At 31.6% G+C, this 24,979-nt stretch carries 23 protein-coding genes; 18 read left to right on the forward strand and 5 right to left on the reverse strand.

Features of this window, described 5'->3' with window-relative positions:
• Positions 1-27 precede the first annotated feature (27 nt).
• Genes AEBR_RS06525 through AEBR_RS06545 form a run of 4 tightly spaced genes read left to right on the forward strand, consistent with a single transcriptional unit; the run spans position 28 to position 4,583 of the window.
• A complete protein-coding gene (locus AEBR_RS06525; protein ID WP_129087593.1) occupies positions 28-228 on the forward strand; it encodes a twin-arginine translocation signal domain-containing protein in 201 nt (66 codons plus the stop codon).
• 11 nt (positions 229-239) lie between these two features.
• The gene (locus AEBR_RS06535; protein ID WP_129087592.1) at positions 240-3,080 is read left to right on the forward strand and encodes a formate dehydrogenase subunit alpha; all 2,841 of its coding nucleotides are present in this window, start codon (positions 240-242) and stop codon (positions 3,078-3,080) included.
• Positions 3,081-3,099: 19 nt separating this feature from the next.
• On the forward strand, positions 3,100-3,675 hold the full coding sequence (gene fdh3B, locus AEBR_RS06540; protein WP_410471278.1) for a formate dehydrogenase FDH3 subunit beta: 576 nt from the start codon (positions 3,100-3,102) through the stop codon (positions 3,673-3,675).
• Positions 3,676-3,689: 14 nt separating this feature from the next.
• Positions 3,690-4,583 carry a formate dehydrogenase subunit gamma gene (locus AEBR_RS06545; RefSeq protein WP_129087591.1) on the forward strand — a complete coding sequence of 298 codons (894 nt, stop codon included), beginning with the start codon at positions 3,690-3,692 and terminating at the stop codon, positions 4,581-4,583.
• 27 nt (positions 4,584-4,610) lie between these two features.
• On the opposite strand, the gene AEBR_RS06550 is transcribed toward AEBR_RS06545, so the two are convergent.
• From AEBR_RS06550 to AEBR_RS06560, 3 genes are read right to left on the reverse strand one after another with little or no spacing between them, the layout of a single operon-like run.
• Positions 4,611-5,276, reverse strand: coding sequence for a response regulator (locus AEBR_RS06550; RefSeq protein ID WP_129087590.1), 666 nt, complete (start codon positions 5,274-5,276; stop codon positions 4,611-4,613).
• Between the two features lie 49 nt (positions 5,277-5,325).
• The gene (locus tag AEBR_RS06555) at positions 5,326-6,873 is read right to left on the reverse strand and encodes a sensor histidine kinase (protein WP_172658865.1); all 1,548 of its coding nucleotides are present in this window, start codon (positions 6,871-6,873) and stop codon (positions 5,326-5,328) included.
• Entirely contained in the window at positions 6,860-8,005 is a 1,146-nt protein-coding gene (locus AEBR_RS06560; protein WP_129087588.1) for an ABC transporter substrate-binding protein, read from the reverse strand. Before AEBR_RS06560 ends, AEBR_RS06555 begins: the two co-directional genes overlap by 14 nt.
• A gap of 213 nt (positions 8,006-8,218) precedes the next feature.
• Here AEBR_RS06560 and AEBR_RS06565 point away from each other — a divergent pair, with 213 nt between their 5' ends.
• The 14 genes from AEBR_RS06565 (at position 8,219) to yedF (ending at position 22,845) form a co-directional block, all read left to right on the forward strand.
• Positions 8,219-9,892: a 4Fe-4S binding protein gene (locus AEBR_RS06565; RefSeq protein ID WP_129087587.1), complete on the forward strand. Its 1,674-nt coding sequence runs from the start codon at positions 8,219-8,221 to the stop codon at positions 9,890-9,892.
• A complete protein-coding gene (locus AEBR_RS06570; protein WP_129087586.1) occupies positions 9,885-10,493 on the forward strand; it encodes a TorD/DmsD family molecular chaperone in 609 nt (202 codons plus the stop codon). Before AEBR_RS06565 ends, AEBR_RS06570 begins: the two co-directional genes overlap by 8 nt.
• Positions 10,494-10,574: 81 nt before the next feature.
• Positions 10,575-10,799, forward strand: a complete 225-nt coding sequence (locus AEBR_RS06575) for a formate dehydrogenase (RefSeq protein WP_128982979.1) — start codon at positions 10,575-10,577, stop codon at positions 10,797-10,799.
• A gap of 19 nt (positions 10,800-10,818) precedes the next feature.
• Positions 10,819-13,617: a molybdopterin-dependent oxidoreductase gene (locus AEBR_RS06585; protein WP_228720440.1), complete on the forward strand. Its 2,799-nt coding sequence runs from the start codon at positions 10,819-10,821 to the stop codon at positions 13,615-13,617.
• Between the two features lie 15 nt (positions 13,618-13,632).
• Entirely contained in the window at positions 13,633-14,226 is a 594-nt protein-coding gene (gene fdh3B, locus AEBR_RS06590) for a formate dehydrogenase FDH3 subunit beta (RefSeq protein ID WP_128982983.1), read from the forward strand.
• A complete protein-coding gene (locus AEBR_RS06595) occupies positions 14,220-15,188 on the forward strand; it encodes a cytochrome b/b6 domain-containing protein (RefSeq protein WP_228720441.1) in 969 nt (322 codons plus the stop codon). The genes fdh3B (AEBR_RS06590) and AEBR_RS06595 overlap by 7 nt, the downstream gene beginning before the upstream one ends.
• Positions 15,185-16,015 (forward strand): formate dehydrogenase accessory sulfurtransferase FdhD, encoded by an 831-nt coding sequence (fdhD, locus tag AEBR_RS06600; RefSeq protein WP_129088451.1) that lies wholly within the window; start codon positions 15,185-15,187, stop codon positions 16,013-16,015. The genes AEBR_RS06595 and fdhD overlap by 4 nt, the downstream gene beginning before the upstream one ends.
• On the forward strand, positions 16,008-16,346 hold the full coding sequence (locus AEBR_RS06605) for a hypothetical protein (RefSeq protein WP_129088452.1): 339 nt from the start codon (positions 16,008-16,010) through the stop codon (positions 16,344-16,346). The genes fdhD and AEBR_RS06605 overlap by 8 nt, the downstream gene beginning before the upstream one ends.
• Positions 16,343-17,320: a cysteine desulfurase gene (locus AEBR_RS06610; protein WP_129088453.1), complete on the forward strand. Its 978-nt coding sequence runs from the start codon at positions 16,343-16,345 to the stop codon at positions 17,318-17,320. The genes AEBR_RS06605 and AEBR_RS06610 overlap by 4 nt, the downstream gene beginning before the upstream one ends.
• Before the next feature lie 359 nt (positions 17,321-17,679).
• Positions 17,680-17,904, forward strand: coding sequence for a formate dehydrogenase (locus AEBR_RS06615; protein WP_128982979.1), 225 nt, complete (start codon positions 17,680-17,682; stop codon positions 17,902-17,904).
• Positions 17,905-17,931: 27 nt separating this feature from the next.
• Complete coding sequence (locus AEBR_RS06620; protein ID WP_172658866.1) at positions 17,932-20,730, forward strand: molybdopterin-dependent oxidoreductase; 2,799 nt, start codon at positions 17,932-17,934, stop codon at positions 20,728-20,730.
• Between the two features lie 97 nt (positions 20,731-20,827).
• Positions 20,828-21,421, forward strand: coding sequence for a formate dehydrogenase FDH3 subunit beta (gene fdh3B / locus AEBR_RS06625; protein ID WP_128982983.1), 594 nt, complete (start codon positions 20,828-20,830; stop codon positions 21,419-21,421).
• Positions 21,415-22,383, forward strand: a complete 969-nt coding sequence (locus tag AEBR_RS06630; protein ID WP_228720441.1) for a cytochrome b/b6 domain-containing protein — start codon at positions 21,415-21,417, stop codon at positions 22,381-22,383. Before fdh3B (AEBR_RS06625) ends, AEBR_RS06630 begins: the two co-directional genes overlap by 7 nt.
• Positions 22,384-22,497: 114 nt before the next feature.
• Entirely contained in the window at positions 22,498-22,845 is a 348-nt protein-coding gene (yedF, locus tag AEBR_RS06635; RefSeq protein ID WP_129088410.1) for a sulfurtransferase-like selenium metabolism protein YedF, read from the forward strand.
• Between the two features lie 27 nt (positions 22,846-22,872).
• Here yedF and AEBR_RS06640 read toward each other — a convergent pair whose 3' ends face one another.
• The gene (locus tag AEBR_RS06640) at positions 22,873-23,625 is read right to left on the reverse strand and encodes an acyl-CoA dehydratase activase (protein WP_129088409.1); all 753 of its coding nucleotides are present in this window, start codon (positions 23,623-23,625) and stop codon (positions 22,873-22,875) included.
• 14 nt (positions 23,626-23,639) lie between these two features.
• Positions 23,640-24,950 carry a double-cubane-cluster-containing anaerobic reductase gene (locus AEBR_RS06645; RefSeq protein ID WP_129088408.1) on the reverse strand — a complete coding sequence of 437 codons (1,311 nt, stop codon included), beginning with the start codon at positions 24,948-24,950 and terminating at the stop codon, positions 23,640-23,642.
• Positions 24,951-24,979 lie beyond the last annotated feature (29 nt).

Genomic DNA, 24,979 nt, shown 5'->3' on the forward strand with positions numbered 1-24,979 from the left:
AAGAGAAAAAACTTTTTGGAGAAGAAAATGAAAAATCAAAGAAGGAGCTTTATTAAAGCTCTAGGAACAAGCGCTGCAGTTGCAGCAGTTGGTGTTACAGCTTCATTGGCAAGTAACGAAAACAAAACTAAGTCTACTAATGGTGTTGTTGTAGGAAAATCTCCTAAAAAAGAGATTTTATACAAAGAAACAGCCCAATGGGATGCTTTTTACAAAGCTAGTTATTAAGGAGAAGAATCATGGGTAAAAATTTACTCAATGACTTATCTTTGAAAATGGGTAGAAGAAATTTCTTAAAACTTGCATCAATTGGTGCAGGAGTTGGGGCTACTTCGCTATTTGCTTCGAATGACAGTGTAAGAGAAGCTACTGATGAAGAGGTTAAAAATCCTTTTCCTGGTTCAAAGAGAGTTAAAACAATATGTAGTATTTGTTCTGCTGGTTGTGGAATTATTGCAGAAGTACAAAATGGTGTTTGGATTAGACAAGACGTTGCACAAGACCACCCTATTAGTGAGGGTAGTCACTGTTGTAAAGGTATTGATCAAATCGATTTAGTTAAAAGTAAACAAAGGGTAAAACATCCACTTAAAAAAGTAAATGGTAAGTGGCAAAGAATCTCTTGGGAAACAGCAATTAGCGAAATATCTGAAAAGATGTTAAAACTAAGAGAAGAGAATGGTCCTGATTCAGCAATGTTTCTTGGATCTGCAAAATTTAACTTACAACAGGCTTTTTATTTTAGAAAGTTTGCTGCTTTATGGGGTACTAATAATATAGACCACGTAGCTAGAATCTGACATAGTGCAACAGTTGCCGGTGTGGCAAATACATGGGGTTATGGCGCTATGACAAATCACTTTGGTGATGTTGTTGGACACTCAAAAGCTATATTTATGATTGGTGCAAACTCAGCAGTTGCAAATCCAATTGGATTTAAACATTTCTTACAAGCAAAAGATAGAAATGGAGCAAAACTGATTGTTGTTGATCCAGTTTATACAAAATCAGCAGCTAAAGCTGACCACTACTTAAGAATTAGAACAGGTACAGACGTAGCATTTATTTATGGACTATTGCATGTTATCTTTAAAAATGGCTGGGAAGATAAAGAGTTTATAGATAGTAGAGTATATGGGATGGATGAAGTAAGAGAAGAAGCTAAAAAATGGACTCCTGAAGAGACTTCTGATGTAACAGGTATTCCTGCTTCACAAATTGTACAAATTGCAACACTGTTAGCAAAAACAAAACCTGCAACAGTAGTTTGGGCACTTGGTATTACTCAACACAGTACTGGTACATCAAATACAAGAATTCTTCCAATATTACAATTAGTATTAGGAAATATGGGTAAAAAAGGTGGAGGATGTAATATCATTAGAGGACATGATAATGTTCAAGGTTCTACTGATATGTGTTGTCTTGCCGATAGTTTATCTGGATATTATGGATTAGGTGATGCATCATGGAAATACTATGCAAAAGCATGGGGAATTGACTATGAATGGCTTAAAGGTAGATTTGCAGCACCAAAATGGATGAATGAAAAAGGTTTCTCACTTGCTAAATGGTGGCAAGGTGTATTACAAGAAGAGAAAACATACTCTTCAAGTCCAATTAGAGCTTTATGGGTTCAAGGTACAGGTATTACATCAATGGCACAAACTGCAAAAGTTAAAGAAGCCCTTGATAAATTGGATCTATTAGTTGTTGCTGAACCATTTGTAAATGAAGCAGCAGTAGTTACTGAAAAAACAGATAATATCTATATTCTACCTGTGTGTACACAGTTTGAAACAGAAGGTAGTGTAACTGCAACAAATAGAACATCTCAATGGAGAAGTAAAGTTGTTGATCCACTTTACGAATCAAAAACTGACCACGATTTAATGTTTGAATTTGCTAAAAAATTTGGTTTTTATGATGAATATACAAAAGCTATGAAAATGGATGTTGTAGATGGTGAGTATAAAGTTGTAAAAGATAATTTTGTTTGGCCAGATGATGCAGCAAATGAAGTTGCAAGAACAGTTAAAACAATTGGTCTTGGTGGATGGACTGCACAAAGATTAAGAGAACATCAAGAAAATTGGCACCTATTTGATCCTATATCATTAGAGGGTAGAGGAAAAATGAAAGGTCAATATTATGGTTTACCTTGGCCTTGTTGGGATACAAAACACCCTGGAAGTCCAATTTTATATGATGTTGAAACACCTATGAGTAAAGGTGGTATGGGATTTAGAAATAGATTTGGTCTTGAACATGATGGAGTTTCTCAATTACCAGATGAAAGAGTTAGTGTAAAAGGTTCAAAAGTAAAAGGTGGATATCCAGAGATTACTAAAGAGAATATTGAAAAAGTTCTTGGAATCAAACTAACTGATGAAGAGAGAAACAAAATGGGTGCAAACTGGAAAGTTGACCTTAGTGGAATTATTCAAGAAAAATGTAATGAAGCAGAAGTATGTGTATATGGAAATGCAAAAGCTAGAGCTAAAGTGTGGATTTTCCCTGATCCTATTCCATTACATAGAGAACCAATTCACTCGCCAAGAAATGATTTAGTTAATAAATATCCAACCTATAATGACCAAACAAATAATTTTAGGGTTGATGTTAGATTTAAATCAGAGCAAACAGCACAAGATTGGTCAAAAGATTTCCCAACAATGCTGGTTACAATGAGACTTGTAAACTTAAGTGGTGCTGGTATGTTAGAGAGAACAAGTAAATATCTTTCTCATATTACACCAGAGATGTTTGCAAACATAAATCCTGAGCTAGCTTCAGATTATGGATTAAGAGATGGGGATATGATGTGGTTACACTCTCCTCAAGGGACAAAAATTAAAGTAAAAGCAAGATACAGTAATAGAGTTACTCCTGATAGAATTGCCTTACCATACAACTTTGCAGGAATTATGCAAGGGGTTGATATGAGTGCAAATTATCCAGAAGGAACAAAACCATATGCTATTGGTGAGAGCTCAAATACAATTACAAACTATGGATTTGACATTATCACTCAAATACCTGAGTTTAATGCTGGTTTATGCAAAATAGAAAAAGCGTAAGGAGTAGAAGATGAGTGAAATGGCAAGAATGAAATTTTATTGTGATGAAGATAGATGTATTGAGTGTTTTGCTTGTAGTGTTGGTTGTGCTGAAGCTCATGAATTACCAACAGGAATTGCAAGAAGAAAAGTAATAACAATTGATGAAGGTAAAGAGGGATTAGAGTACTCTTTATCTATTGCTTGTATGCATTGTACTGACGCACCTTGTGAAAAAGTTTGTCCAGTAGATTGTTTTTATATAAGAGAAGATGGAATTGTTCTTCATGACAAAGAGAAGTGTATTGGTTGTGCGTATTGTCTTTATGCTTGTCCTTTTGGCGCTCCACAGTTCCCAAGAGATGGGGCTTTTGGAACAAAAGGTGTAATGGATAAATGTACAATGTGTGCTGGTGGTCCACTTGAGACTAACTCACATGAGGAGAGAGAACTGTATGGACAAAATAGAATTGCTGAAGGAAAAGTTCCTTTATGTGCTTCTGTTTGTGCAACAAATGCTCTTTTAGTGGGTGATTCTGAAAAAGTATCAGAGATATTTAGAACTAGAGTTTTATCAAGAGGTCATGACCATAATTCTAGAACTATGAAAATGTAAAAAAAGAGTAAGATATGAAACTTAAATATCTACTAATTATATTTTTAGCACTAACTTCACTAGCTTTTGCTAGTGAAAGTGCTATTTGGGGAAAGGATTTAGTAGCTAATATTTTAGCCTACGATAAAGAGGGCAGTTTGCAGTTAGGAAAGTGGTTTACTCTACTTCAAGATAAATACTTTACTATTGCCTTTTTAGTTGTAATGTTAGCTATTCCTTTTGTTTTTATGGTTCACTATTTAATTATTGGACCAATGATCTTTTCACATGATAGAAAAAAGATAAAAGTATTTAATATTTTTCATAGAACTATTCACACAATAGCTGGAGTATCTTTTATTGTTCTTGTACCAACAGGATTTGTAATGATATTTGGAAGTTATCTTGGTGGAGGTTTTTTTGTTAAGACTTGTAAAGAATTACACGCGATTGCTACTCCTTTCTTTTGTGTGGCCGTGATTCCTATGCTAGTAATGTGGTTTAAAGAGATGCTTCCAACAAGTGATGATATCAAATGGATGATGATTCTTGGAGGTTATCTAAATAAAAGAAAAGACCCAATTCCTGCAGGAAAATTTAATGCAGGGCAAAAAATGTGGTTTTGGTTATGTACATTTGGTGGAATAGTTATGATTTTAACTGGTGCAGCAATGTATTTCCAAGATTTTGAATTAGAAATTATTAAATCATTTGGATTATCACAAATTGATTTTTTAAGATTAAGTGTAATTGTTCACAATATACTTGGTATGGCAGTTTCAGCACTGTTCTTTACCCATGTTTATATGTCAGTTTTTGCAATTAAAGGTGCAATCCATAGTATGGTAACTGGATATAAAGAGGAAGAAGAGGTTGAAATTTTACATAGTACATACTATAAAAAGTTAAAAAAAGAACAAAAAGTATAAAAGGTCTCCTCTTTGGAGACTTTTTATTTAGATATTATCCAAAGCATTTTCATCAAATTTATAAGTTTTGTGAGCTGTTTTTACAAGAATATTTTTTTCTGAAAGCTCTTTAAAAAGTTTGATTAACGTAGGTTTTGAAATAGATATTTCACTCATAATTTCACTATATGAAGTATTAATCAAATTATCATTATTTAAATTGTTTATTAGATATTTTATAACATCAACTTGTTTGCTATCTGTTACAGCACCAATCATTTTAATAATATTGATATTTTTTTGTATCTCTTTTTGTTGAGTAAATGGCAACAATACATCATGTAATGAGTTTAATAACTCTTTTATATTTATTGGTTTTACAATATAGTTTTCAACTTTTAATTTAATGGCATCTAAAAGATATTTTGTATCTGTGTGAGCCGTTGTAAGAATTGTAGGAATCTGAATATCTTTCTCTTTTTTTAAGTAGTTTAGAAAATCTATTCCATTATCATCTTGCAATAAAATATCTGAGATAATAACATCAATTTTTTTATTTGAGAGAATATTAAGTGCCTCTTTTGTTGTTTCAACTGCAAAAATATTATTTACAAAATCTTCTAAAACATCTTTTGTATGCGTTAAAAGTTGAACATCATCTTCTATGTAAAGTACATTGAAATTTTTTAATATATTTAAATCTTTTACTATCATAACACAACCTTAATTTTATAATTGTAACAAAAATTATTTTAAAATAATATCATTGAAAAGGTATTTCAAGAATAAAGAGAGTTGATTTACAGTTATCACAATTGGGTCGTGGATTTTTGATATTTTTACATTTAATAGAACCATTCATATGTTTTTCAATAATCTGTTTAGACATATATAGTCCAATACCTGTTCCTGCACTTTTATATTTTGTTGTATAGTATGGCTCAAATATTTTAGGAAGAATTTTATCACTGATGCCTCCCCCATTATCCATAAAGTGTAAAATAACTTTTTTTCTAGCTTGTATTACAACTATTCTTATCTCCTTAACGAGACAACAATCTTTATCCATTAAGGCATCTTTTGAGTTATTAATCAAATTTAATAATACATGTGAAAGACCATTATAAAAACCATCTATAACTATATCCTTTTTCATTTCAATTGTATGATGAATATTGTATTTTTCTAAGACATATTTAGAGAGCTCAAAAGAGTGTTCTATGCAATTTTTTAGACTGAATTTACTTTTTATATTATCAGGAGTAAAGAAGTTTTTAAAATCATCTAAAGTTGTTGACATATTATCTGCTAAAAGTAGGGCATCTTTTACTTTTGTATCTACAAATTCAGGGGTTAGTTTGCCAAACTCCATTTTTGTCTGAAAGCTTTGTATAATCATAGATATTGAACCAAGTGGTTGTCTCCATTGATGGGCTATATTATTTAGCATCTCTCCCATTGAGGCAAGTTTTGCCTGTTGAAACATAATTAAATCTTTTTTTCTACTATTTTTAACTTCAATTTCAATTCTTTTTTCCAAATTATCATTAAGCTCCATTAATTCTTTAGTTTTTCTTTCAACTTTTAATTCCAAGAGTTTATGAAGTTTTTTGAAGTTGTTGATGATAATTATAGATAATAGAATAGAAAAGATAAAGACAAATACAATTGATAAAATAGAAAAAAGAAAAATATAATTAAAGAGTCTATTTGTATCTCTTTTTTCATCAATAGTTACTTTTAAATCATAGTTAATTAAACTTGTAATATAGATTTTTATACTATTAGTTTCATATTTTACTTCATTATACGAATTTAGATCAAAGTAGTTTATATAGTTATTAATATGTTCCATTTTTTTATCAATATTTGTCATCAAACTCTCTAAAAGCACTTCATTTTTGTATTCATAGTTTTTTTCTATAAATAATTTTTTTATAATTTGAAGGAAAAAATTATTTTCAAACTCACTATTTCTGTTTTGTTTGTACTGATTCCAGTAATTATTTGAAAGATTTTTAGCTAACTCTAAAACCTCTTTTCCATTTTCAAAACTGATATTGTTATTCTTTATATCATAAATTGTATCTAAAACATTTATCTCATAAACATCTTTTAAACTCTCAAGAAGAATAAGAGGTTTTGTTCTTTTTTCAAAGAGTCTTTCATAGTCATTTTTTATAGCATAAGTTGAGATTTGAGATAAGATAATAATTGATAACATACCTCCTGTTATAATAAATATTAGAATATAGGTTTTATATTTAAAAGTAATATTATCAATAAAGTCAATTATATTAGTTGATTTCATATTTAATCTCTTTAAAATTTGAATTTTTATACTCGAAAAGATATGTATCATTTAAAAGTTGATTATTTTTAAAATTGATATTTAGTCCATCCATCTCTTCGGGAGTTAATGATTTTAGTGCCTTTATAAAAGTCTCATTTGTAATATGATTTTGAGTTCTTTTTATTGCTTTTACAACAGCTTTTGCAGCAAGAAAAGATTCAAAAGAGATAAAACTATAACAAGAATCAGGATAATAAGTTTTTAAAAGTTTTCTATATTCTTTTGCTATTTTAATATCTGAGTTATAGTCAGGAACTACCTGAGAAAATATTATTCTTTCGCCTTTATGGTTTAGTTCTTTTAACATTGCATTTGCATCACCAAAAGATAGTGTTGCAAAAAGTGTCTCTTTTAGATTAGGAATTTCTCTAGCCTTTTCAATAAAAAGTGCACTTGCTTTATATGCACCAATCATTATAATAGCTCCAATCTCTTTATCTTTCATCTCATGTATTGCATGGGTTATTGATAGAGTATTCCTTTTATAACTTCCTTCACTAACTAAAGTTAATTTATTCTTTTTCAAAGTCTGTACAAGAGCAGTATACGCCTCTTCTCCATAATCATCATTTTGATAAAATACTGCAAATTTTTTTATATTTCTAACTTTATTTAGATAAGAGATTATTTTTTCTATCTCTTTTGTATAACTACTTCTTAGATTTATAATATTTGAAATATTTGTGTTCCTTAAAAAACTAGCTCCCGTAAAAGGAGCAAAAAATGGTATTCTTGTATCAGCTAATATGGGTAAAATATTTTTTACTGTAGGAGTACCAACAAAACCAAAAAGTGAAAATACTTTATCTTTATAGATTAAATTATTACTATTTTTGAAAGTTAAATTTGGTTCATATTTATCATCGTAACTTTTTAATACAAATTTTTTTTCATTTATTAGATTGGATTCATTTGCATATTTAAAGTAACTGTTTGCTCCTAAAAGTACTCCTCTTCCCCAAGCCTTCATAATCCCCTCTTTAGGTAAAGATGTACCTAAAACAATCTCTTTTGAGCTATATACATTGCTCCTAAAAAAGCTTAATGCAAATATACATAAAAAAATAAAAATAATAAATCTATATAACATTGGACTCCTTAATAAAACTGATTATATCTAAAGGTGTGTAAATATTTATGGAAGAGTAAAGAAAATGTAAAATTAATTTTTCTGTTTAAATTTATTGAAGTGTAGATGGGTAACACTTTTACTGCTGGGGAATGAAGAAAAGACAAACTAAGGTTCGTTTAAGATTAGACTATATAGAATTGGTAAAATATATTTTACTTAAAGGCATAGGTTATGCAAGAATATATCTATTATTCGCAAACAAAATTAGAGTTTCCTTTACATGAATCAATTTATGTAACTTCAAAGTTAGAGGAACTTACTGGAAAGAATTTTTTGATTTCAAACTCAAATGAAGTTTCAAGTGAACTTCTAGCAGATGAGATTGAATTTTATGAAAAAAATACGGAAGATAGCTTACAAAACAAAATCTCAAATATTAAAAAACTATACGAAATTGCTGAACAAAAACTTGATTGTGCAACTGATTTCCCAAAATCAAAAGAGATAGGAAATAGACTTTTAATTATCTCTAGTAGCAGTGAAGATACTAAAGCTATTATGAAAAGTTTAGACAAAGATGAGTTTGATACTTTTCATATAGAAGAGTCTATTTTAAAATCAATTAGTGGTTCTATTGGCTCTTTAAAAGTTATTGTTGAAGATGAAAATAGTGAGAGTGAGCTTAATGTTGACCAAATAGTATGGTTTGATATGAAAGATGAAGGTTCAAAACAAAGTGGTGTTTTTGATCCAAATCAGACAAGCATAAGTGATGTAATAAACACTCTTAGAGAAAACTGTCAAAATTATGAGTATAGAAACTATATTAGTTATGATTCAACTATTTGTCAATATCACGAAAGAAGAGATGAAGTTTGTGCAAAATGTGTTGAAGTTTGCCCAACTGTAGCTATTACAAAAATAGATGATAAAAAGCATTTAGAATTCTCTGATATCGACTGTTTAGGATGTGGTGGTTGCGTTTCTGTTTGTCCAAGTGGTGCAATTGATTACAATCCAATAAATAAAGATGCAATTTTTGAATTAAGCCTTAATTATAAAGATACCCATCCTCTTATTATCTCTGAAAATATGAATTTAAAAGAGACAAATGTTAGTTTAAAAGAGGGAATATTACCTCTTAAAATAGAGGGTGGTAAATTTTTAGATGAGTTATCTTTATTGACTTTTTCTCAAGTCTCTTCTTCTCAGGTGATTTTTTATAATGATGAGTTATCAAAAGGGACTCTTGAGGCAATTAGAATTTTAAATGAAATTTATCAAAAAAAATACTCTAAAGATGCAGTTCTTGTTGCAACAAACGAGAGTGAACTTCAAGAAGCAATTAATAAAGTAACTTTCGTAGAAAACAGCTTTTTTAGTTTTAATCAACAAACAATGAGAAAAAGAGAAGCTTTCTCTTATAGAGTATCTCATATAGTTGGAGATGAAGATTTAGGTGTTGTAGAAACTGGACCAAATATCCATTATGGATTAATCAAAGTAAATGAAGACAAATGTACTTTATGTCTTTCATGTGTGGGAGCCTGTAATGTTGATGCATTAATTGCAGATGCAAAAACTTTTGAACTTAGAGTAAATCCATCTTTATGTACTGCCTGTGGTTACTGTGTAGCAAGTTGTGCAGAAGAGGATTGTTTAAGTATAAAACAAGATGTTATTAACTTAAATCCAATGTTTTTTAAAGAGAATGTTTTAGCAAAAGATAAACTTTTTGCCTGTATTGAGTGTGGAAAAGAGTTTGCTACAACAAAAGCAATAGAAAAAGTTGCTACGGTTATGAAGCCATTTTTTGCTTCAAATCCTACAAAACTTAAAACACTTTACTGCTGTGAAGATTGTAAAGCAAAATTAATGATTAAAGAGGGATTATTAGATGCATAATAAAGATATTGATAAAGCTAGATTGTTTATTTATAATGTTCTTTCACTTTTTTTTGTTGAAGAACATGTAAAGAATCATTTGAATGAGTTGATTGAAAATTTAGATATTTTAGCTTTAAACTCTTTTGATGAAGATTTTTCAAAAATTATTGTTGAAATAGAGGAATTACTAAAAAATTACGAGAAGAATGAACTCTATGTTCAGTATCAAGAGCTATTTTTAGTTCCTTTTGGAAACTCTGTATCTCTTAGTGCTTCTTGGCATCATGAAGAGAGAGAAGCTGGTTTGATGTTAATAAAAGTAAGAGATATTTTAGCTCAAACAAAAATAAGAAGAGATGAGAGTAAGTTTACTGCACAAGAGGATAACTTTGGATTTATTTTTACCCTTTGTTCATATTTGATTGAACAACAAATAAATGGTGAGTTAAAAACAAATTTACAAAAAGAGCTTTTTAAAGAGGTGATAAATCCTTTTATTGACAAGTTATCTTTTCAACTTGTTGCAAGTGGTTCAGAAGTTTATACAAGAGTTGGAACTCTTTTAAGTATATTCTTTAATTTTGAGAGAGTATATTTAGAGGTTCAAAGGGTTAAATAAAAGGGTTTTTAAAAAACCCTTTAAGAGTTTAAAGGAACTTTTAAAGGGTTATTTTGCCCACAATAAGAAAAGGAGTTTAATATGGCTAATGAGTTAACTCAAAGAAGAGCCTTTATTAAAAGAGCAGGGATAGCAGCTACAGTGTTAGCTGGGTCAGTTGTGGCGACTGCAGCGACTTCTGAGAAGAAGGAGAGAGGTACTGGAAGCAACGTAGGGAATGGTGTTGTAACAGGAACTTCAACAAAAAAAGAGATACTTTATAAAAAAAGTGCCCATTGGGATACCTTTTATAAAGCTGCTAAATAGTTTGAAGGGAAGTAATTAGATGAATATGTTAAAAAGCTTTGGAAGAAGAAGTTTTCTTAAGATGGCTTCACTTGCAACAGCTGTAACAGCTACATCTGCCTTTGCTAGCAACAATGTTTTACGGGATGCGACAGAAGAGGAAGTTAAAAATCCTTTTCCAGGGTCAAAACTTATTAAAACAATTTGTTCGCATTGTTCAGTTGGATGTGGAGTTATTGCTGAAGTGCAAAATGGTGTATGGGTAAGACAAGAGGTGGCACAAGACCATCCAATAAGTCATGGTGGACACTGCTGTAAAGGTGCAGATATGATTGATAAAGTTAGATCTGCAAATAGATTACAGTATCCAATAGAGAAAGTTGACGGAAAATGGAATAGAGTTACTTGGGATGATGCAATGACTAAAGTAACAGCAAAACTTGTTGAATTAAGAGAAAAGTTTGGTCCAGATTCAGTTCAATTTTTAGGTTCAGCAAAAGTAAGTAATGAGCAAGCTTTCTATATTAGAAAATTTGCAGCAATGTTTGGAACTAATAATATAGATCACCAAGCAAGAATCTGACATAGCCCAACAGTTGCCGGTGTGGCAAATACATGGGGATATGGTGCTATGACAAACCATATAGGTGATATGCAAAATTCAAAGGCAATCATCATTTTCGGAGCGAACCCAGCTTCTAACCACCCAGTTTCAATGCAACATATATTAAAAGCAAAAGAACAAAATGGTGCGAAAATAATTGTAGTAGATCCAAGATATACAAAAACAGCAGCGAAGTCAGATATCTATTGTAGAATCAGACCAGGTACTGATATAGCATTTATGTATGGAATGATAAGATTAATTAAAGAGAATAATTGGTTTGATAAATCATTTATAAATGATAGAGTATATGGAATGGATGAAATCTTTAAAGAGTGTGAAGAGTATACACCAGAAGTAGTTGAGGATATTACAGGGTGTCCAAAAGATACCTTTATTCAAGCAACAACTCTATTTGCAAACTCTGATCCAGGTTCATTAATTTGGAATCAAGGTTGGACACAACATACAATAGGTTCATCAAATACAAGATTAGGTTCAATTTTACAACTCTCTCTTGGTAACTTAGGTAAACCAGGTGGTGGATGTAATATTTTAAGGGGACATGATAATGTTCAAGGTTCTACTGACTTAGGATGTCTTGCAGATACCCTTCCAGGATATTATGGATTAGCAGAGGGTTCATGGAAATATTTTGCAAAGCAGTGGAATGTTGATTATGAGTGGTTAAAAGGTAGATTCAAATCTAAAGAGATGATGGAATCAAAAGGGTTTAGTTTAGGTCTTTGGTTACATGGTGTTTTAGATGAAGAGAATATAGCAAACAATGCAGGAACAAAACTTAAAGCTTTAGTTTGTATAGGTAATGGTATCTCAACAATTACCCAAACACATAAAGTAAAAGAGGCATTGGATAAGCTAGATATGGTTGTATTTATAGACCCATATGTTAATGATGCAGCGGTTATTACTACAAGGGATAACAACTTATTCCTATTGCCAGCAGCTTCACAAGTTGAAACTGAAGGTACAGTTGTAAATACTGCAAGAAGTGCACAATGGAGATTTAAAGTAGTTGATCCTTTATATGAAGCAAGAACTGACCATGAGATTTTATTTGATTTTGCAAAGAGAATGGGATTTTATAATGAGTATATTGCAGGAATGGGTAAAGGTGATAAATTTATTTGGCCAGATGATGCAACAAATGAGATAGCAAGAAGTTTAAAAACTATTGGTATGCAAGGAAGAACTGCTGAAAGAATTAAAAAGCATACAACAAATTGGCACCTTTTTGAATCAACTTCACTAAAAGGAAGAGGTGTAACAGAACATGAGTATTATGGATTACCATGGCCTTGTTGGACAGAAACACACCCAGGAAGTCCAGTTTTATATAATATAAATCTGCCAGTAGCACAAGGTGGTATGGGATTTAGAAATAGATTTGGAACTGAAAGAGATGGAGTATCTTTATTATCAGCAGCAGGATCAGCACCAGTTGGAAGTAGAATAAAAGGTGGATATGCAGAGATAACTTCTAAAAATATAGAAGAGCTTGCAGGAATTAAATTAACAGAAGAAGAGAAAAAAGCAGTAGAGAGTAAAAACTGGAAAACAGATGATAGTGGAATATTAGTTAAATATGCACTAAAAGCTGGACTTGCTCCTTATGGAAATGCAAGAGCTAGAACTATTGTTTGGGATTTCATTGATAATATTCCAAAACATAGAGAGCCTTTACACTCATTTAGACCAGATTTAGTTAAAAAGTATCCAGCGGTTAAAGATAATCCTAAACACTTTAGAACTCATGTTAGATATGAGAGTGAGCAAAATGCACAAGAGTGGACAAAAGATTATCCTGTAAATATTGTTTCTGGAAGAGTTGTTTACCATATGGGAACAGGTACAGAGACAAGAGCATCAAAATATTTAGCTGAGTTAAGCCCTGAAATGTATGGTGAATTACATCCAAATTTTGCAGGTAAACTTGGATTAAATGATGGTGATATGATGTGGGTTTATGGAACTGGTGGTGGAAAAATTAAAATTAAATGTAAATTCAGTTTTAGAGTTGCAGAAGATTATGTATTTTTACCTCAAAACTTCTCTGGAATATGGAGTGGTGAACATTTAGGTAAAAGATATCCAAGTTCAACTGCACCTTATGCATTTGGTGAGAGTTCTAACCAAGTTACAAGTTACGGTTTCGACCAACAAACATCTTGTCCTGAGACAAAATGTTCGTTAGTGCGAATAGAGAAAGCATAGGGGAAGGGGTAAAAGATGAGTAAAGAGCCACAATTTGCAAGAATGAAGTTTTATTGCGATGAGAACCTGTGTATCGACTGTAACGGATGTGTAGTAGCGTGTAAAGAAGCACATGAAGTGCCAGTTGGAGTAAATAGAAGAAAAGTAGTAGCAATAAATGAAGGGATAGTAGGTAAAGAGATATCAATATCAATGGCATGTATGCATTGCGCAGATGCACCATGCCAACAAGTGTGCCCAGTAGATTGCTTCTATATAAGAACAGATGGGATAGTACTGCATGATAAAGATAAATGTATAGGATGTGGATATTGTCTGTTTGCCTGCCCATTTGGAGCACCACAATTTCCAAAAGATGGAGCATTTGGAACAAAAGGGAAAATGGATAAATGTACAATGTGTGCAGGTGGACCAGAAGAGACGAACTCACATGAAGAGTTTGAGAAATATGGACAAAATAGAATATCAGAAGGGAAAGTTCCAATGTGCGCATCAATGTGTTCAACAAAAGCTTTATTAGTAGGTGATGCTGATGAAGTAGCCTTGATAAAAACATATAGAGCGACACATAAAGGTATAGGTATTGCAACAGAATCGTATGGATGGTAAAAGAGATGAAAAATAGCTCATTTTATCAAAGAAATAAAGCATATATACTAACGGCATTAGGACTGTCAATAGTAGGATTTGTGTTTTTGAAGTTCTTAATGATAGTAGATTGGGAATACTTTATAAAATATAAACTTCATATACTGTTTACAGGGAATTTGGATGGAGTGTTAACTCCACCAACTTCAACCTATGAAGCGATGGTAAATAAAGCCTTTGGACCAGCATATGAAGCCTTTGCCCCAGAGATAATAAGAGCAAGTAATGAGAGACAACTCTATATCTGGTGGGTGTTCGTGGCAGAGATGTTTATATTCTGTATGATGTACCTGTTTCAAGGAAGAAAAGAAGCAGTAATAACAAGACCAGAAGATACAGTAAAAGTGTTTGGCTTTTTCCATAGAGTAATAATATGGCTGAATGTAGTAATCATGATAACTCTAATAATAACAGGGTTTAATATCACATGGGGATTGAGAAGTGAAGGTGGATTGATACCGTTTTTATTAAGAGGTACCCATGAGATAACAGGATTGCTGTGGTTTCCTGTGTGGATGATAATGAGTATAATAGCATTTAAAGACTCAAAAATCATTTTTAATAATAGCTTGACAAAAAAAGTGCTTTTACCAGGGAAATATAAGCCAATGAAGAGGATAATATACTACTTCTTTGTAATTATGGGAGCAGGATTGTTAATAAGTGGATTTGTAATATGGTATTTGCACCCAAGTTCGCTTACAAATGCACATTTTATACAATTTAAAAGATTGATGTTATATGTACATTTCGGATCAAGTGTATTGATAATGTTTTTTATAATGGACTTTGTATATTCAACATTAGTTGCAGTAAAAGGTAACTTAAAAGGGTTGATAACAGGAAGATATCCAAAAGAGCATTTGGAACAACTAGCACCGGATGTATTAGAAGATATAGAGAGAAGAGGGGAAAAAGGATGAGTAAACCTAAAAGAAGTGAAAACTTCTTCCCCCTTTTGGAAGATATTAGTGGTCACTATAAAGAGGTGATTATGGAAAAAGTATCTGAAGAGAGGATGGAAACACTAGAAGATTATGTAATTAAAGAAGAGAAGATTGAATTCTATTTAAATAAAGATAAATTTCTTTCGGTTATGTCAATAGCTAAACATCAAAAAGCACATATAATTGGATTTTTGTTAAGTGAAGCAGTGATAAAAAGTGTTGACGATGTAGAAGAGATAAATTTAAGTGAAGATGGTTTAAAAGTAGAAGTAATTGCAGAAGTGAGTCAAGAAGGATATGAAAATCTTTTTAAAGAAAAAACCTTGACTTCTGGATGTTGCGTTGGTGTAACAGGAAATGCAGACAAAGCATTTGAATGTGCTTTTGTAAGTACTGATTATAAAGTTGAGGCAAAAAAAATATTAAACTATATGGTTGAGTTTAATACTCCTACAGAACTTTTTTATAAAACTGGGTGTGTTCACACAGCAGAGTTAGTTTTAGAAGATGGAAGTATCTATAAGAGTGAAGATATTGGAAGACATAATGCAATTGATAAAGTAGTAGGTCAAGCTGCTATGGATAAAAAAGATATTAAAAGATCTGTATTATATTCAAGTGGTAGATTATCACAAGAGATGGTAGTTAAATGTGTAATGCATAAAATACCAATAGTAGTATCAAAAGCGGCAGTAACCTTTCAAGGAATAAAATCAGCAAATGAGCATGGTATAACAATAATAGGTTTTGCTAGAAATAGTAAAATGAATGTTTATACACATTCTGGTAGGGTTTATGTCTAAAACCTCAGAGAGTGCCAGGCGGAATTTAACTCTAGATAATATTCAAAAAGAGTATATTTTAACCAACTTAGAAGAAGAGAAAAGAATATCCTGTTATAGATTAGCCATAATTGCAAAGAAGATCAATAAAAGTTTTAGTGAAATAGTACAGGTTATAAACCACATGGAGATTGAAGTTATTAATTGTCAAGATATAGTTTTTAAAAATATAGATTTTAATAATAGACATAATAACAGATTAAAACCAAACTACAAGGAAGAACATTTAAGTAGTGATTGTGCACTCCTTTGGGACGAGTTTGTTAAGATAAAAGAAGAGGATAAGTTTTGATAAAATTGAATAGTTTACAATATCAAGTATTAGAAGATAGTTTTAAATTGAATGATTTTTCTTTAGATGCTTTAGTTGGTAATGATAATGTTGATGCTCTTTATACAGAGTATAAAAAAATGTTTGGCTTTAAAAAGTTAAAAACTTTTGCTTTTTCAAAAGAGGGCTTTTTAGGATTATTTCTTGAACTAAAAGGAAAAATTGCAATTAGTTTAGGAGAGAGTTTAGCTTTGATTGAAGCGGGTAAACTCTATGAGAGTTTAGGTTTTGAAGTTTTATGGCTTGATTTAAAAAAAGATGGAAAAGTAAATTTATCTACATTAGAGAAGAATAATATAGATTTTCTTTTTTTATCTTCTTATGTTATGGATACTTTTGTAAAAACTGATTTAGAAGAAGCAAAAGGTATAACAAGTGCAAAAATTATCTCAAATGCAAGTGCAAACTTTGATAGTAAAAGTGACATAATCTATTTTGACCTTTATAAACTTGCAGGTTTTTCTCTCTCATCAGTATTGCTTTTCAATAATGAAGAGTTTGAATTATTACCCTTAGGCTCTTTAGATACTATTGCAGTTAAATTATGTATAGATTCTTTAAAAAGTCAAGAGTTTAACCACCAAATGAAAGGGATTTTCCTTGAAAAATTAAAAGAGGTTTTTAAAGAAGATATTTACTTTTTTGTTAAACCAGAAGATACTTTTGATTTCTCTCTTCATTTTGCTTTAAAAGGTATAAAAGCACGAGAGTTTATAAGAACTTTAGCTCTAAATAAAATCTTTCTTACAAATGGTGAAGGTTGTTCTTTAGGGCTTTCAAAACCTTCAAGAATTATACAAGCAATGGGCTATGATGAGACTACAAGTAGAAATGCCATAAATCTCTCTTTTACAGAGGAAATAGAGTTATCAGAAATAGACAAGTTAGTAAATCTTATGTATCTTAAATATAAACAAATAAGAATGCTATCTTAGAAAAACACTTCTCATATTTTTTTAAAAATCAAATCAAATATTATTTACAAAACTACAATTTAAAGTGTAGTTTTGTAACATAAAAATCTTTAAGCCAAAAATAAATTATAATAATTAAGTTTAAATTAACCTTTCCATCTATAAAATAGGTAAAAAATATTTTACTTAAATGAGCGCAATATAATTAGTATACCGGGTGTATAAGTGGAAAAATTGGCTTTATCTCACAAATATCTATATTAAAATCATTTTACACATTAATTTTTTTGGTAAATAAAAGTTATCTATGAAAAACCCTTTAAGAGTTTAAAGGAACTTTTAAAGGGTTATTTTGCCCACAATAAGAAAAGGAGTTTAATATGGCTAATGAGTTAACTCAAAGAAGAGCCTTTATTAAAAGAGCAGGGATAGCAGCTACAGTGTTAGCTGGGTCAGTAGTGGCGACTGCAGCGACTTCTGAGAAGAAAGAGAGAGGTACTGGAAGCAACGTAGGGAATGGTGTTGTAACAGGAACTTCAACAAAAAAAGAGATACTTTATAAAAAAAGTGCCCATTGGGATACCTTTTATAAAGCTGCTAAATAGTTTATATAGAGGAAGGAGAAGTTTTAAATGAATATGTTAAAAAGCTTTGGAAGAAGAAATTTTCTTAAGATGGCTTCACTTGCAACAGCTGTAACAGCTACATCTGCCTTTGCTAGCAACAATGTTTTACGGGATGCGACAGAAGAGGAAGTTAAAAATCCTTTTCCAGGGTCGAAACTTGTTAAAACTGTATGTTCTTACTGTTCTGTAGGCTGCGGAATAGTAGCAGAAGTGCAAAATGGTGTATGGGTAAGACAAGAGGTGGCACAAGACCATCCAATAAGTCATGGTGGACACTGCTGTAAAGGTGCAGATATGATTGATAAAGTTAGATCTGCAAATAGATTACAGTATCCAATAGAGAAAGTTGACGGAAAATGGAATAGAGTTACTTGGGATGATGCAATGACTAAAGTAACAGCAAAACTTGTTGAATTAAGAGAAAAGTTTGGTCCAGATTCAGTTCAATTTATTGGATCTTCTAAAGTAAGTAATGAGCAAGCTTTCTATATTAGAAAATTTGCAGCAATGTTTGGAACTAATAATATAGATCAACAAGCAAGAATTTGTCATAGCCCAACTGTTGCCGGTGTAGCAAATACATGGGGATATGGTGCTATGACAAACCATATAGGTGATATGCAAAATTCAAAGGCAATCATCATTTTCGGAGCGAACCCAGCTTCTAACCACCCAGTTTCAATGCAACATATATTAAAAGCAAAAGAACAAAATGGTGCGAAAATAATTGTAGTAGATCCAAGATATACAAAAACAGCAGCGAAGTCAGATATCTATTGTAGAATCAGACCAGGTACTGATATAGCATTTATGTATGGGATGATAAGACTAATTAAAGAGAATAATTGGTTTGATAAATCATTTATAAATGATAGAGTATATGGGATGGATGAGATTTTTAAAGAGTGTGAAGAGTATACACCAGAAGTAGTTGAGGATATTACAGGGTGTCCAAAAGATACCTTTATTCAAGCAACAACTCTATTTGCAAACTCTGATCCAGGTTCATTAATTTGGAATCAAGGATTAACTCAGCACACAATAGGTTCATCAAATACAAGATTAGCTTCAATTGTTCAACTTGTATTAGGAAATATGGGTAAACCAGGTGGTGGATGTAATATTTTAAGGGGACATGATAATGTTCAAGGGGCAACTGACTTAGGATGTCTTGCAGATACTCTTCCAGGATATTATGGATTAGCAGAGGGTTCATGGAAATATTTTGCAAAGCAGTGGAATGTTGATTATGAGTGGTTAAAAGGTAGATTCAAATCTAAAGAGATGATGGAATCAAAAGGGTTTAGTTTAAGTCTTTGGTTACATGGTGTTTTAGATGAAGAGAATATAGCAAACAATGCAGGAACAAAACTTAAAGCACTTGTTGTAATTGGTAATGGTATCTCAACAATTACCCAAACACATAAAGTAAAAGAGGCATTGGATAAGCTAGATATGGTTGTATTTATAGACCCATATGTTAATGATGCAGCGGTTATTACTACAAGAAAAGATAATCTATTTTTACTTCCTGTTGCAACTCAAATGGAGACAAGTGGAAGTATTGTAAATACCTCAAGAACAATTCAATGGAGATATCAGGTTGTAGATCCATTATATGAAGCAAAACCTGACCATGAGATTTTATTTGATTTTGCAAAGAGAATGGGATTTTATAATGAGTATATTGCAGGAATGGGTAAAGGTGATAAATTTATTTGGCCAGATGATGCAACAAATGAGATAGCAAGAAGTTTAAAAACTATTGGTATGCAAGGAAGAACTGCTGAGAGAATTAAAAAGCATACAACAAATTGGCACCTATTTGATTCTGTATCTTTAAAAGGTAAAGGTGTAACAGAACATGAGTATTATGGATTACCATGGCCTTGTTGGACAGAGACACACCCAGGAAGTCCAGTTTTATATAATATAAATCTGCCAGTAGCACAAGGTGGTATGGGATTTAGAAATAGATTTGGAACTGAAAGAGATGGAGTATCTTTATTATCAGCAGCAGGATCAGCACCAGTTGGAAGTAGAATAAAAGGTGGATATGCAGAGATAACTTCTAAAAATATAGAAGAGCTTGCAGGAATTAAATTAACAGAAGAAGAGAAAAAAGCAGTAGAGAGTAAAAACTGGAAAACAGATGATAGTGGAATATTAGTTAAATATGCACTAAAAGCTGGACTTGCTCCTTATGGAAATGCAAGAGCTAGAACTATTGTTTGGAACTTTACAGACCAAATCCCTAAACATAGAGAGCCTTTACACTCTCCAAGACCAGATTTAGTTAAAAAGTATCCAGCGGTTAAAGATAAAAAGAATTTCTTTAGAACAGAAGTTAGATATGAGAGCGAACAAAATATACAAGAGTGGGTAAAAAATTATCCAACAAGTATTGTATCAGGGAGAATTGTAATGCACTTTGGTTCTGGTACAGAGACAAGAGCATCAAAATATTTAGCTGAGTTAAGCCCTGAAATGTATGGTGAGTTACATCCAAACTTTGCAGGTAAACTTGGATTAAATGATGGTGACATGATGTGGGTTTATGGAACAGCAGAAGGTAAAATAAAAGTTAGATGTAAATATAGTCATAGAGTTGCTGAAAATTCTGTATTTTTACCTCAAAACTTCTCTGGAATATGGAGTGGTGAAAAGTTAGATTATAGATATCCAGAAAAAACAGCTCCTTATGCTTACGGTGAATCTTCAAACCAAATTACAAGTTATGGTTTTGATCAAGAGACTGCTTGCCCTGAGACAAAATGTTCACTTGTTAGAATTGAAAAAGCATAAGGTTGTGATAATGAAGAAAATATATATTAACAATTTAACTGTAAAAACAAAATGTTCGTTAGTGCGAATAGAGAAAGCATAGGGGAAGGGGTAAAAGATGAGTAAAGAGCCACAATTTGCAAGAATGAAGTTTTATTGCGATGAGAACCTGTGTATCGACTGTAACGGATGTGTAGTAGCATGTAAAGAAGCACATGAAGTGCCAGTTGGAGTAAATAGAAGAAAAGTAGTAGCAATAAATGAAGGGATAGTAGGTAAAGAGATATCAATATCAATGGCATGTATGCATTGCGCAGATGCACCATGCCAACAAGTGTGCCCAGTAGATTGCTTCTATATAAGAACAGATGGGATAGTACTGCATGATAAAGATAAATGTATAGGATGTGGATATTGTCTGTTTGCCTGCCCATTTGGAGCACCACAATTTCCAAAAGATGGAGCATTTGGAACAAAAGGGAAAATGGATAAATGTACAATGTGTGCAGGTGGACCAGAAGAGACGAACTCACATGAAGAGTTTGAGAAATATGGACAAAATAGAATATCAGAAGGGAAAGTTCCAATGTGCGCATCAATGTGTTCAACAAAAGCTTTATTAGTAGGTGATGCTGATGAAGTAGCCTTGATAAAAACATATAGAGCGACACATAAAGGTATAGGTATTGCAACAGAATCGTATGGATGGTAAAAGAGATGAAAAATAGCTCATTTTATCAAAGAAATAAAGCATATATACTAACGGCATTAGGACTGTCAATAGTAGGATTTGTGTTTTTGAAGTTCTTAATGATAGTAGATTGGGAATACTTTATAAAATATAAACTTCATATACTGTTTACAGGGAATTTGGATGGAGTGTTAACTCCACCAACTTCAACCTATGAAGCGATGGTAAATAAAGCCTTTGGACCAGCATATGAAGCCTTTGCCCCAGAGATAATAAGAGCAAGTAATGAGAGACAACTCTATATCTGGTGGGTGTTCGTGGCAGAGATGTTTATATTCTGTATGATGTACCTGTTTCAAGGAAGAAAAGAAGCAGTAATAACAAGACCAGAAGATACAGTAAAAGTGTTTGGCTTTTTCCATAGAGTAATAATATGGCTGAATGTAGTAATCATGATAACTCTAATAATAACAGGGTTTAATATCACATGGGGATTGAGAAGTGAAGGTGGATTGATACCGTTTTTATTAAGAGGTACCCATGAGATAACAGGATTGCTGTGGTTTCCTGTGTGGATGATAATGAGTATAATAGCATTTAAAGACTCAAAAATCATTTTTAATAATAGCTTGACAAAAAAAGTGCTTTTACCAGGGAAATATAAGCCAATGAAGAGGATAATATACTACTTCTTTGTAATTATGGGAGCAGGATTGTTAATAAGTGGATTTGTAATATGGTATTTGCACCCAAGTTCGCTTACAAATGCACATTTTATACAATTTAAAAGATTGATGTTATATGTACATTTCGGATCAAGTGTATTGATAATGTTTTTTATAATGGACTTTGTATATTCAACTTTAGTTGCAGTAAAAGGTAACTTAAAAGGGTTGATAACAGGAAGATATCCAAAAGAGCATTTGGAACAACTAGCACCGGATGTATTAGAAGATATAGAGAGAAGAGGGGAAAAAGGATGAGTAAACCTAAAAGAAGTGAAAACTTCTTCCCCCTTTTTTTAGATATAAATATTATATTTTAAAAGATAAAAAGAGCTTTTCCTCTTTTTATCTTTATTATAAGAAAGGTAATTTATGCAAAAAGATACAAAAGGCAAGTCAGTTTTTATTAAGTCAGATAAAATTGGTGAAGGTGAACTTGGTTCAATTCTAATAAAAGGTTTTTTAGGTGCAATGCTAGAGCAAGAGACTCTACCTACAAAAATTGTATGTGTAAATAGTGCAGTTCTTCTTACAACAGTAGAAGAAAATAACCCTGTTTTACCAATACTAAAAGAGTTAGAACAAAGAGGTATTACAATTTTATCTTGTGGAACTTGTTTAGATTATTATGATAAAAGAGAAGATTTAAAAGTTGGAAAACCAGGAAATGCTATAGAGACTATAGCAATGCTTCTTAATGAAGATGTTGTAAGTCTTTAAATAAGTAAAGAAATTCTCTTTACTTATTTAATCTATTTCACAGGCAATAAGTGCAGCTCCAAGTGCTCCACTTATTTGAGGTTGAGTTGAAGCTGTAACTTTTTTATTAAGTTTTTTTGATACTAAGTGTATTAAAAATGGATTTAAAGCTCCTCCACCTGTAAAAATAATATTTTCACTTGTAGTTGCAAACTTATTTGCCATAGAGGCAATTCTAGATGCAATTGCATCATGTACAGCATAACAAATATTTGCTGCACTCTCTTTTTTTGAAATTAATGAGACTACTTCAGATTCGGCAAAGACTGCACACATACTTGAGATACTTAGCTCTTTATCTGCTTTAAAACCGATTGTTGAAAACTCTTCATAATTAAGACCAATTCTATTTGCAGTAATTTCCAAAAACTTCCCAGTTCCTGCTGCACATTTGTCATTCATCTTAAAATCAATAAATCCACCATTTGAATCAAGTTTTATAACTTTGCAATCTTGCCCACCCAAGTCTATTACCATATCTGCACTATTTTGAAAATGATAAGCAGCTCTTGAGTGAGCTTTAATCTCGCTAATTGTAGGAAAATCAAGGGCATCTTTTATCATATCTCTACCATAACCTGTTGAGATAAGCATTTTAACCTCTTTATTACTTAGATATTTTTTTACTATCTCATCTTGGTCTATTATTGTAGGAATTACCTCTTTATCAATAATATTGAGGTTTTTATCAATTCCACAGATTTTTGTATATGTTGAGCCTATATCAATTCCCCAATACATCTAGATAATATCCTTTAGTTTTTTTTCATTTTTTTAAAGTTTATGCTCTCTAAAAAGGCTTCAACTCTTGTTTTGATTTGTCCAGCATCTTCAGGAGAGTAATCTGATTCAATTACAAGAGCAGGAATTCCTTCTTTTTCAAGTGCATCAGTTACAAGTTTTGCTTCAACATTGTAAGTGTGACAAAATGAGAGACTATAATAGATAACTCCATCTAATTTTCTATCTTTATACATTTGAAGAATTTTATCAATTCTTGGAGTATTTGGAGTAAAACAGGCACAATCTACAGAGCTATATTTTTGAAGAAGTTTTTCCATTAATGAATCTTCATCTTTAATCTCATCTATATCTACATTATCTTTATAATATCTATGTCCAATACATGATTCTTCATTTACAATTGCACCACCACTTGTCTCAACTGCTGTGTGTAGTTTCCAGTTTGGTAAAGCAAAGGGAGTTCCTAAAACCATAAGTCTTGGAGTCTCTTTTTTATAAACGCTATTGTTCTCTTTTACTCTTTGTTCAAGTTCATCACACAAATCATTTAATTTTTGTGTAAATCTAATAGGATCATCTAAAAATGATATTTGGGTAATAAATAGAGCATCTTTTGCACTAATAGGAATAACATCACTTCCATTCATACTTCTTAATCTATCAAGTCTTTGAAGAGCAAATCTTTTTTCATTTACTATTTTAACTCCATTTTTCATCTCTTCAAATGTGAGTGGTTTTTTAGTAATCTCTTCCATATGCTCTTTAAATTCACTCAATTCCTCTTTCCACATTTTTAAATCTTTTTCCCTTTTCATATGTGGAATATTCATAACTTTTACAGGGTGATGTTTATTTAAAAGTTCCCAAGTTTTCTTTTTTGCTTCACAGGTTGTTTCCCCATAAATAAAATCAGCTGATTGGGTATAAGCACAAGTTTTTTGTAGTTTGAAACCATATGCAGATTTTATTAGCGGACAGATATTTCTAGGTAGTTCTGTTTCTGCATCCGCAATTGTTGCAGGACTTCCTCCACAAAGACCAAAACAGGCTCCACCTGCACCAACAATTATCTCTTCTGGAACAAAAATACAAAATGCACCAATTGCTGGTTTTTTGTTTTTTCTTAGTTCATTGATTTCTGCAATTCTTTGACCTTGTACTTCGCTCATAAACCAGTCGAAATACTCCATTGCTTTTGGTCTATTTGTTTGAGACATAAATTGATTTTTATACCCCTCGTATCCCATCTCCATCATTTTTGCATGTCTTTCTACATCAACACCAAGCTCTTCTAATAATTTTTTATGTTCGTGAACACTCATAATATAATACCTTTTGAATTAAATTTGTA

It is taken from the genome of Halarcobacter ebronensis (assembly GCF_013201825.1).
Lineage (GTDB): Bacteria > Campylobacterota > Campylobacteria > Campylobacterales > Arcobacteraceae > Halarcobacter > Halarcobacter ebronensis.

What these genes read in the sequence shown, in the direction of transcription:
- AEBR_RS06525 (WP_129087593.1), top strand. Translation starts at nt 28, where the DNA reads ATGAAAAATCAAAGAAGGAGCTTTATTAAAGCTCTAGGAACAAGCGCT.
- fdh3B (WP_410471278.1), top strand. Translation starts at nt 3,100, where the DNA reads ATGGCAAGAATGAAATTTTATTGTGATGAAGATAGATGTATTGAGTGT.
- AEBR_RS06545 (WP_129087591.1), top strand. Translation starts at nt 3,690, where the DNA reads ATGAAACTTAAATATCTACTAATTATATTTTTAGCACTAACTTCACTA.
- AEBR_RS06550 (WP_129087590.1), bottom strand. Translation starts at nt 5,276, where the DNA reads ATGATAGTAAAAGATTTAAATATATTAAAAAATTTCAATGTACTTTAC.
- AEBR_RS06555 (WP_172658865.1), bottom strand. Translation starts at nt 6,873, where the DNA reads ATGAAATCAACTAATATAATTGACTTTATTGATAATATTACTTTTAAA.
- AEBR_RS06560 (WP_129087588.1), bottom strand. Translation starts at nt 8,005, where the DNA reads ATGTTATATAGATTTATTATTTTTATTTTTTTATGTATATTTGCATTA.
- AEBR_RS06565 (WP_129087587.1), top strand. Translation starts at nt 8,219, where the DNA reads ATGCAAGAATATATCTATTATTCGCAAACAAAATTAGAGTTTCCTTTA.
- AEBR_RS06570 (WP_129087586.1), top strand. Translation starts at nt 9,885, where the DNA reads ATGCATAATAAAGATATTGATAAAGCTAGATTGTTTATTTATAATGTT.
- AEBR_RS06575 (WP_128982979.1), top strand. Translation starts at nt 10,575, where the DNA reads ATGGCTAATGAGTTAACTCAAAGAAGAGCCTTTATTAAAAGAGCAGGG.
- fdh3B (WP_128982983.1), top strand. Translation starts at nt 13,633, where the DNA reads ATGAGTAAAGAGCCACAATTTGCAAGAATGAAGTTTTATTGCGATGAG.
- AEBR_RS06595 (WP_228720441.1), top strand. Translation starts at nt 14,220, where the DNA reads ATGGTAAAAGAGATGAAAAATAGCTCATTTTATCAAAGAAATAAAGCA.
- fdhD (WP_129088451.1), top strand. Translation starts at nt 15,185, where the DNA reads ATGAGTAAACCTAAAAGAAGTGAAAACTTCTTCCCCCTTTTGGAAGAT.
- AEBR_RS06605 (WP_129088452.1), top strand. Translation starts at nt 16,008, where the DNA reads ATGTCTAAAACCTCAGAGAGTGCCAGGCGGAATTTAACTCTAGATAAT.
- AEBR_RS06615 (WP_128982979.1), top strand. Translation starts at nt 17,680, where the DNA reads ATGGCTAATGAGTTAACTCAAAGAAGAGCCTTTATTAAAAGAGCAGGG.
- AEBR_RS06620 (WP_172658866.1), top strand. Translation starts at nt 17,932, where the DNA reads ATGAATATGTTAAAAAGCTTTGGAAGAAGAAATTTTCTTAAGATGGCT.
- fdh3B (WP_128982983.1), top strand. Translation starts at nt 20,828, where the DNA reads ATGAGTAAAGAGCCACAATTTGCAAGAATGAAGTTTTATTGCGATGAG.
- AEBR_RS06630 (WP_228720441.1), top strand. Translation starts at nt 21,415, where the DNA reads ATGGTAAAAGAGATGAAAAATAGCTCATTTTATCAAAGAAATAAAGCA.
- yedF (WP_129088410.1), top strand. Translation starts at nt 22,498, where the DNA reads ATGCAAAAAGATACAAAAGGCAAGTCAGTTTTTATTAAGTCAGATAAA.
- AEBR_RS06640 (WP_129088409.1), bottom strand. Translation starts at nt 23,625, where the DNA reads ATGTATTGGGGAATTGATATAGGCTCAACATATACAAAAATCTGTGGA.
- AEBR_RS06645 (WP_129088408.1), bottom strand. Translation starts at nt 24,950, where the DNA reads ATGAGTGTTCACGAACATAAAAAATTATTAGAAGAGCTTGGTGTTGAT.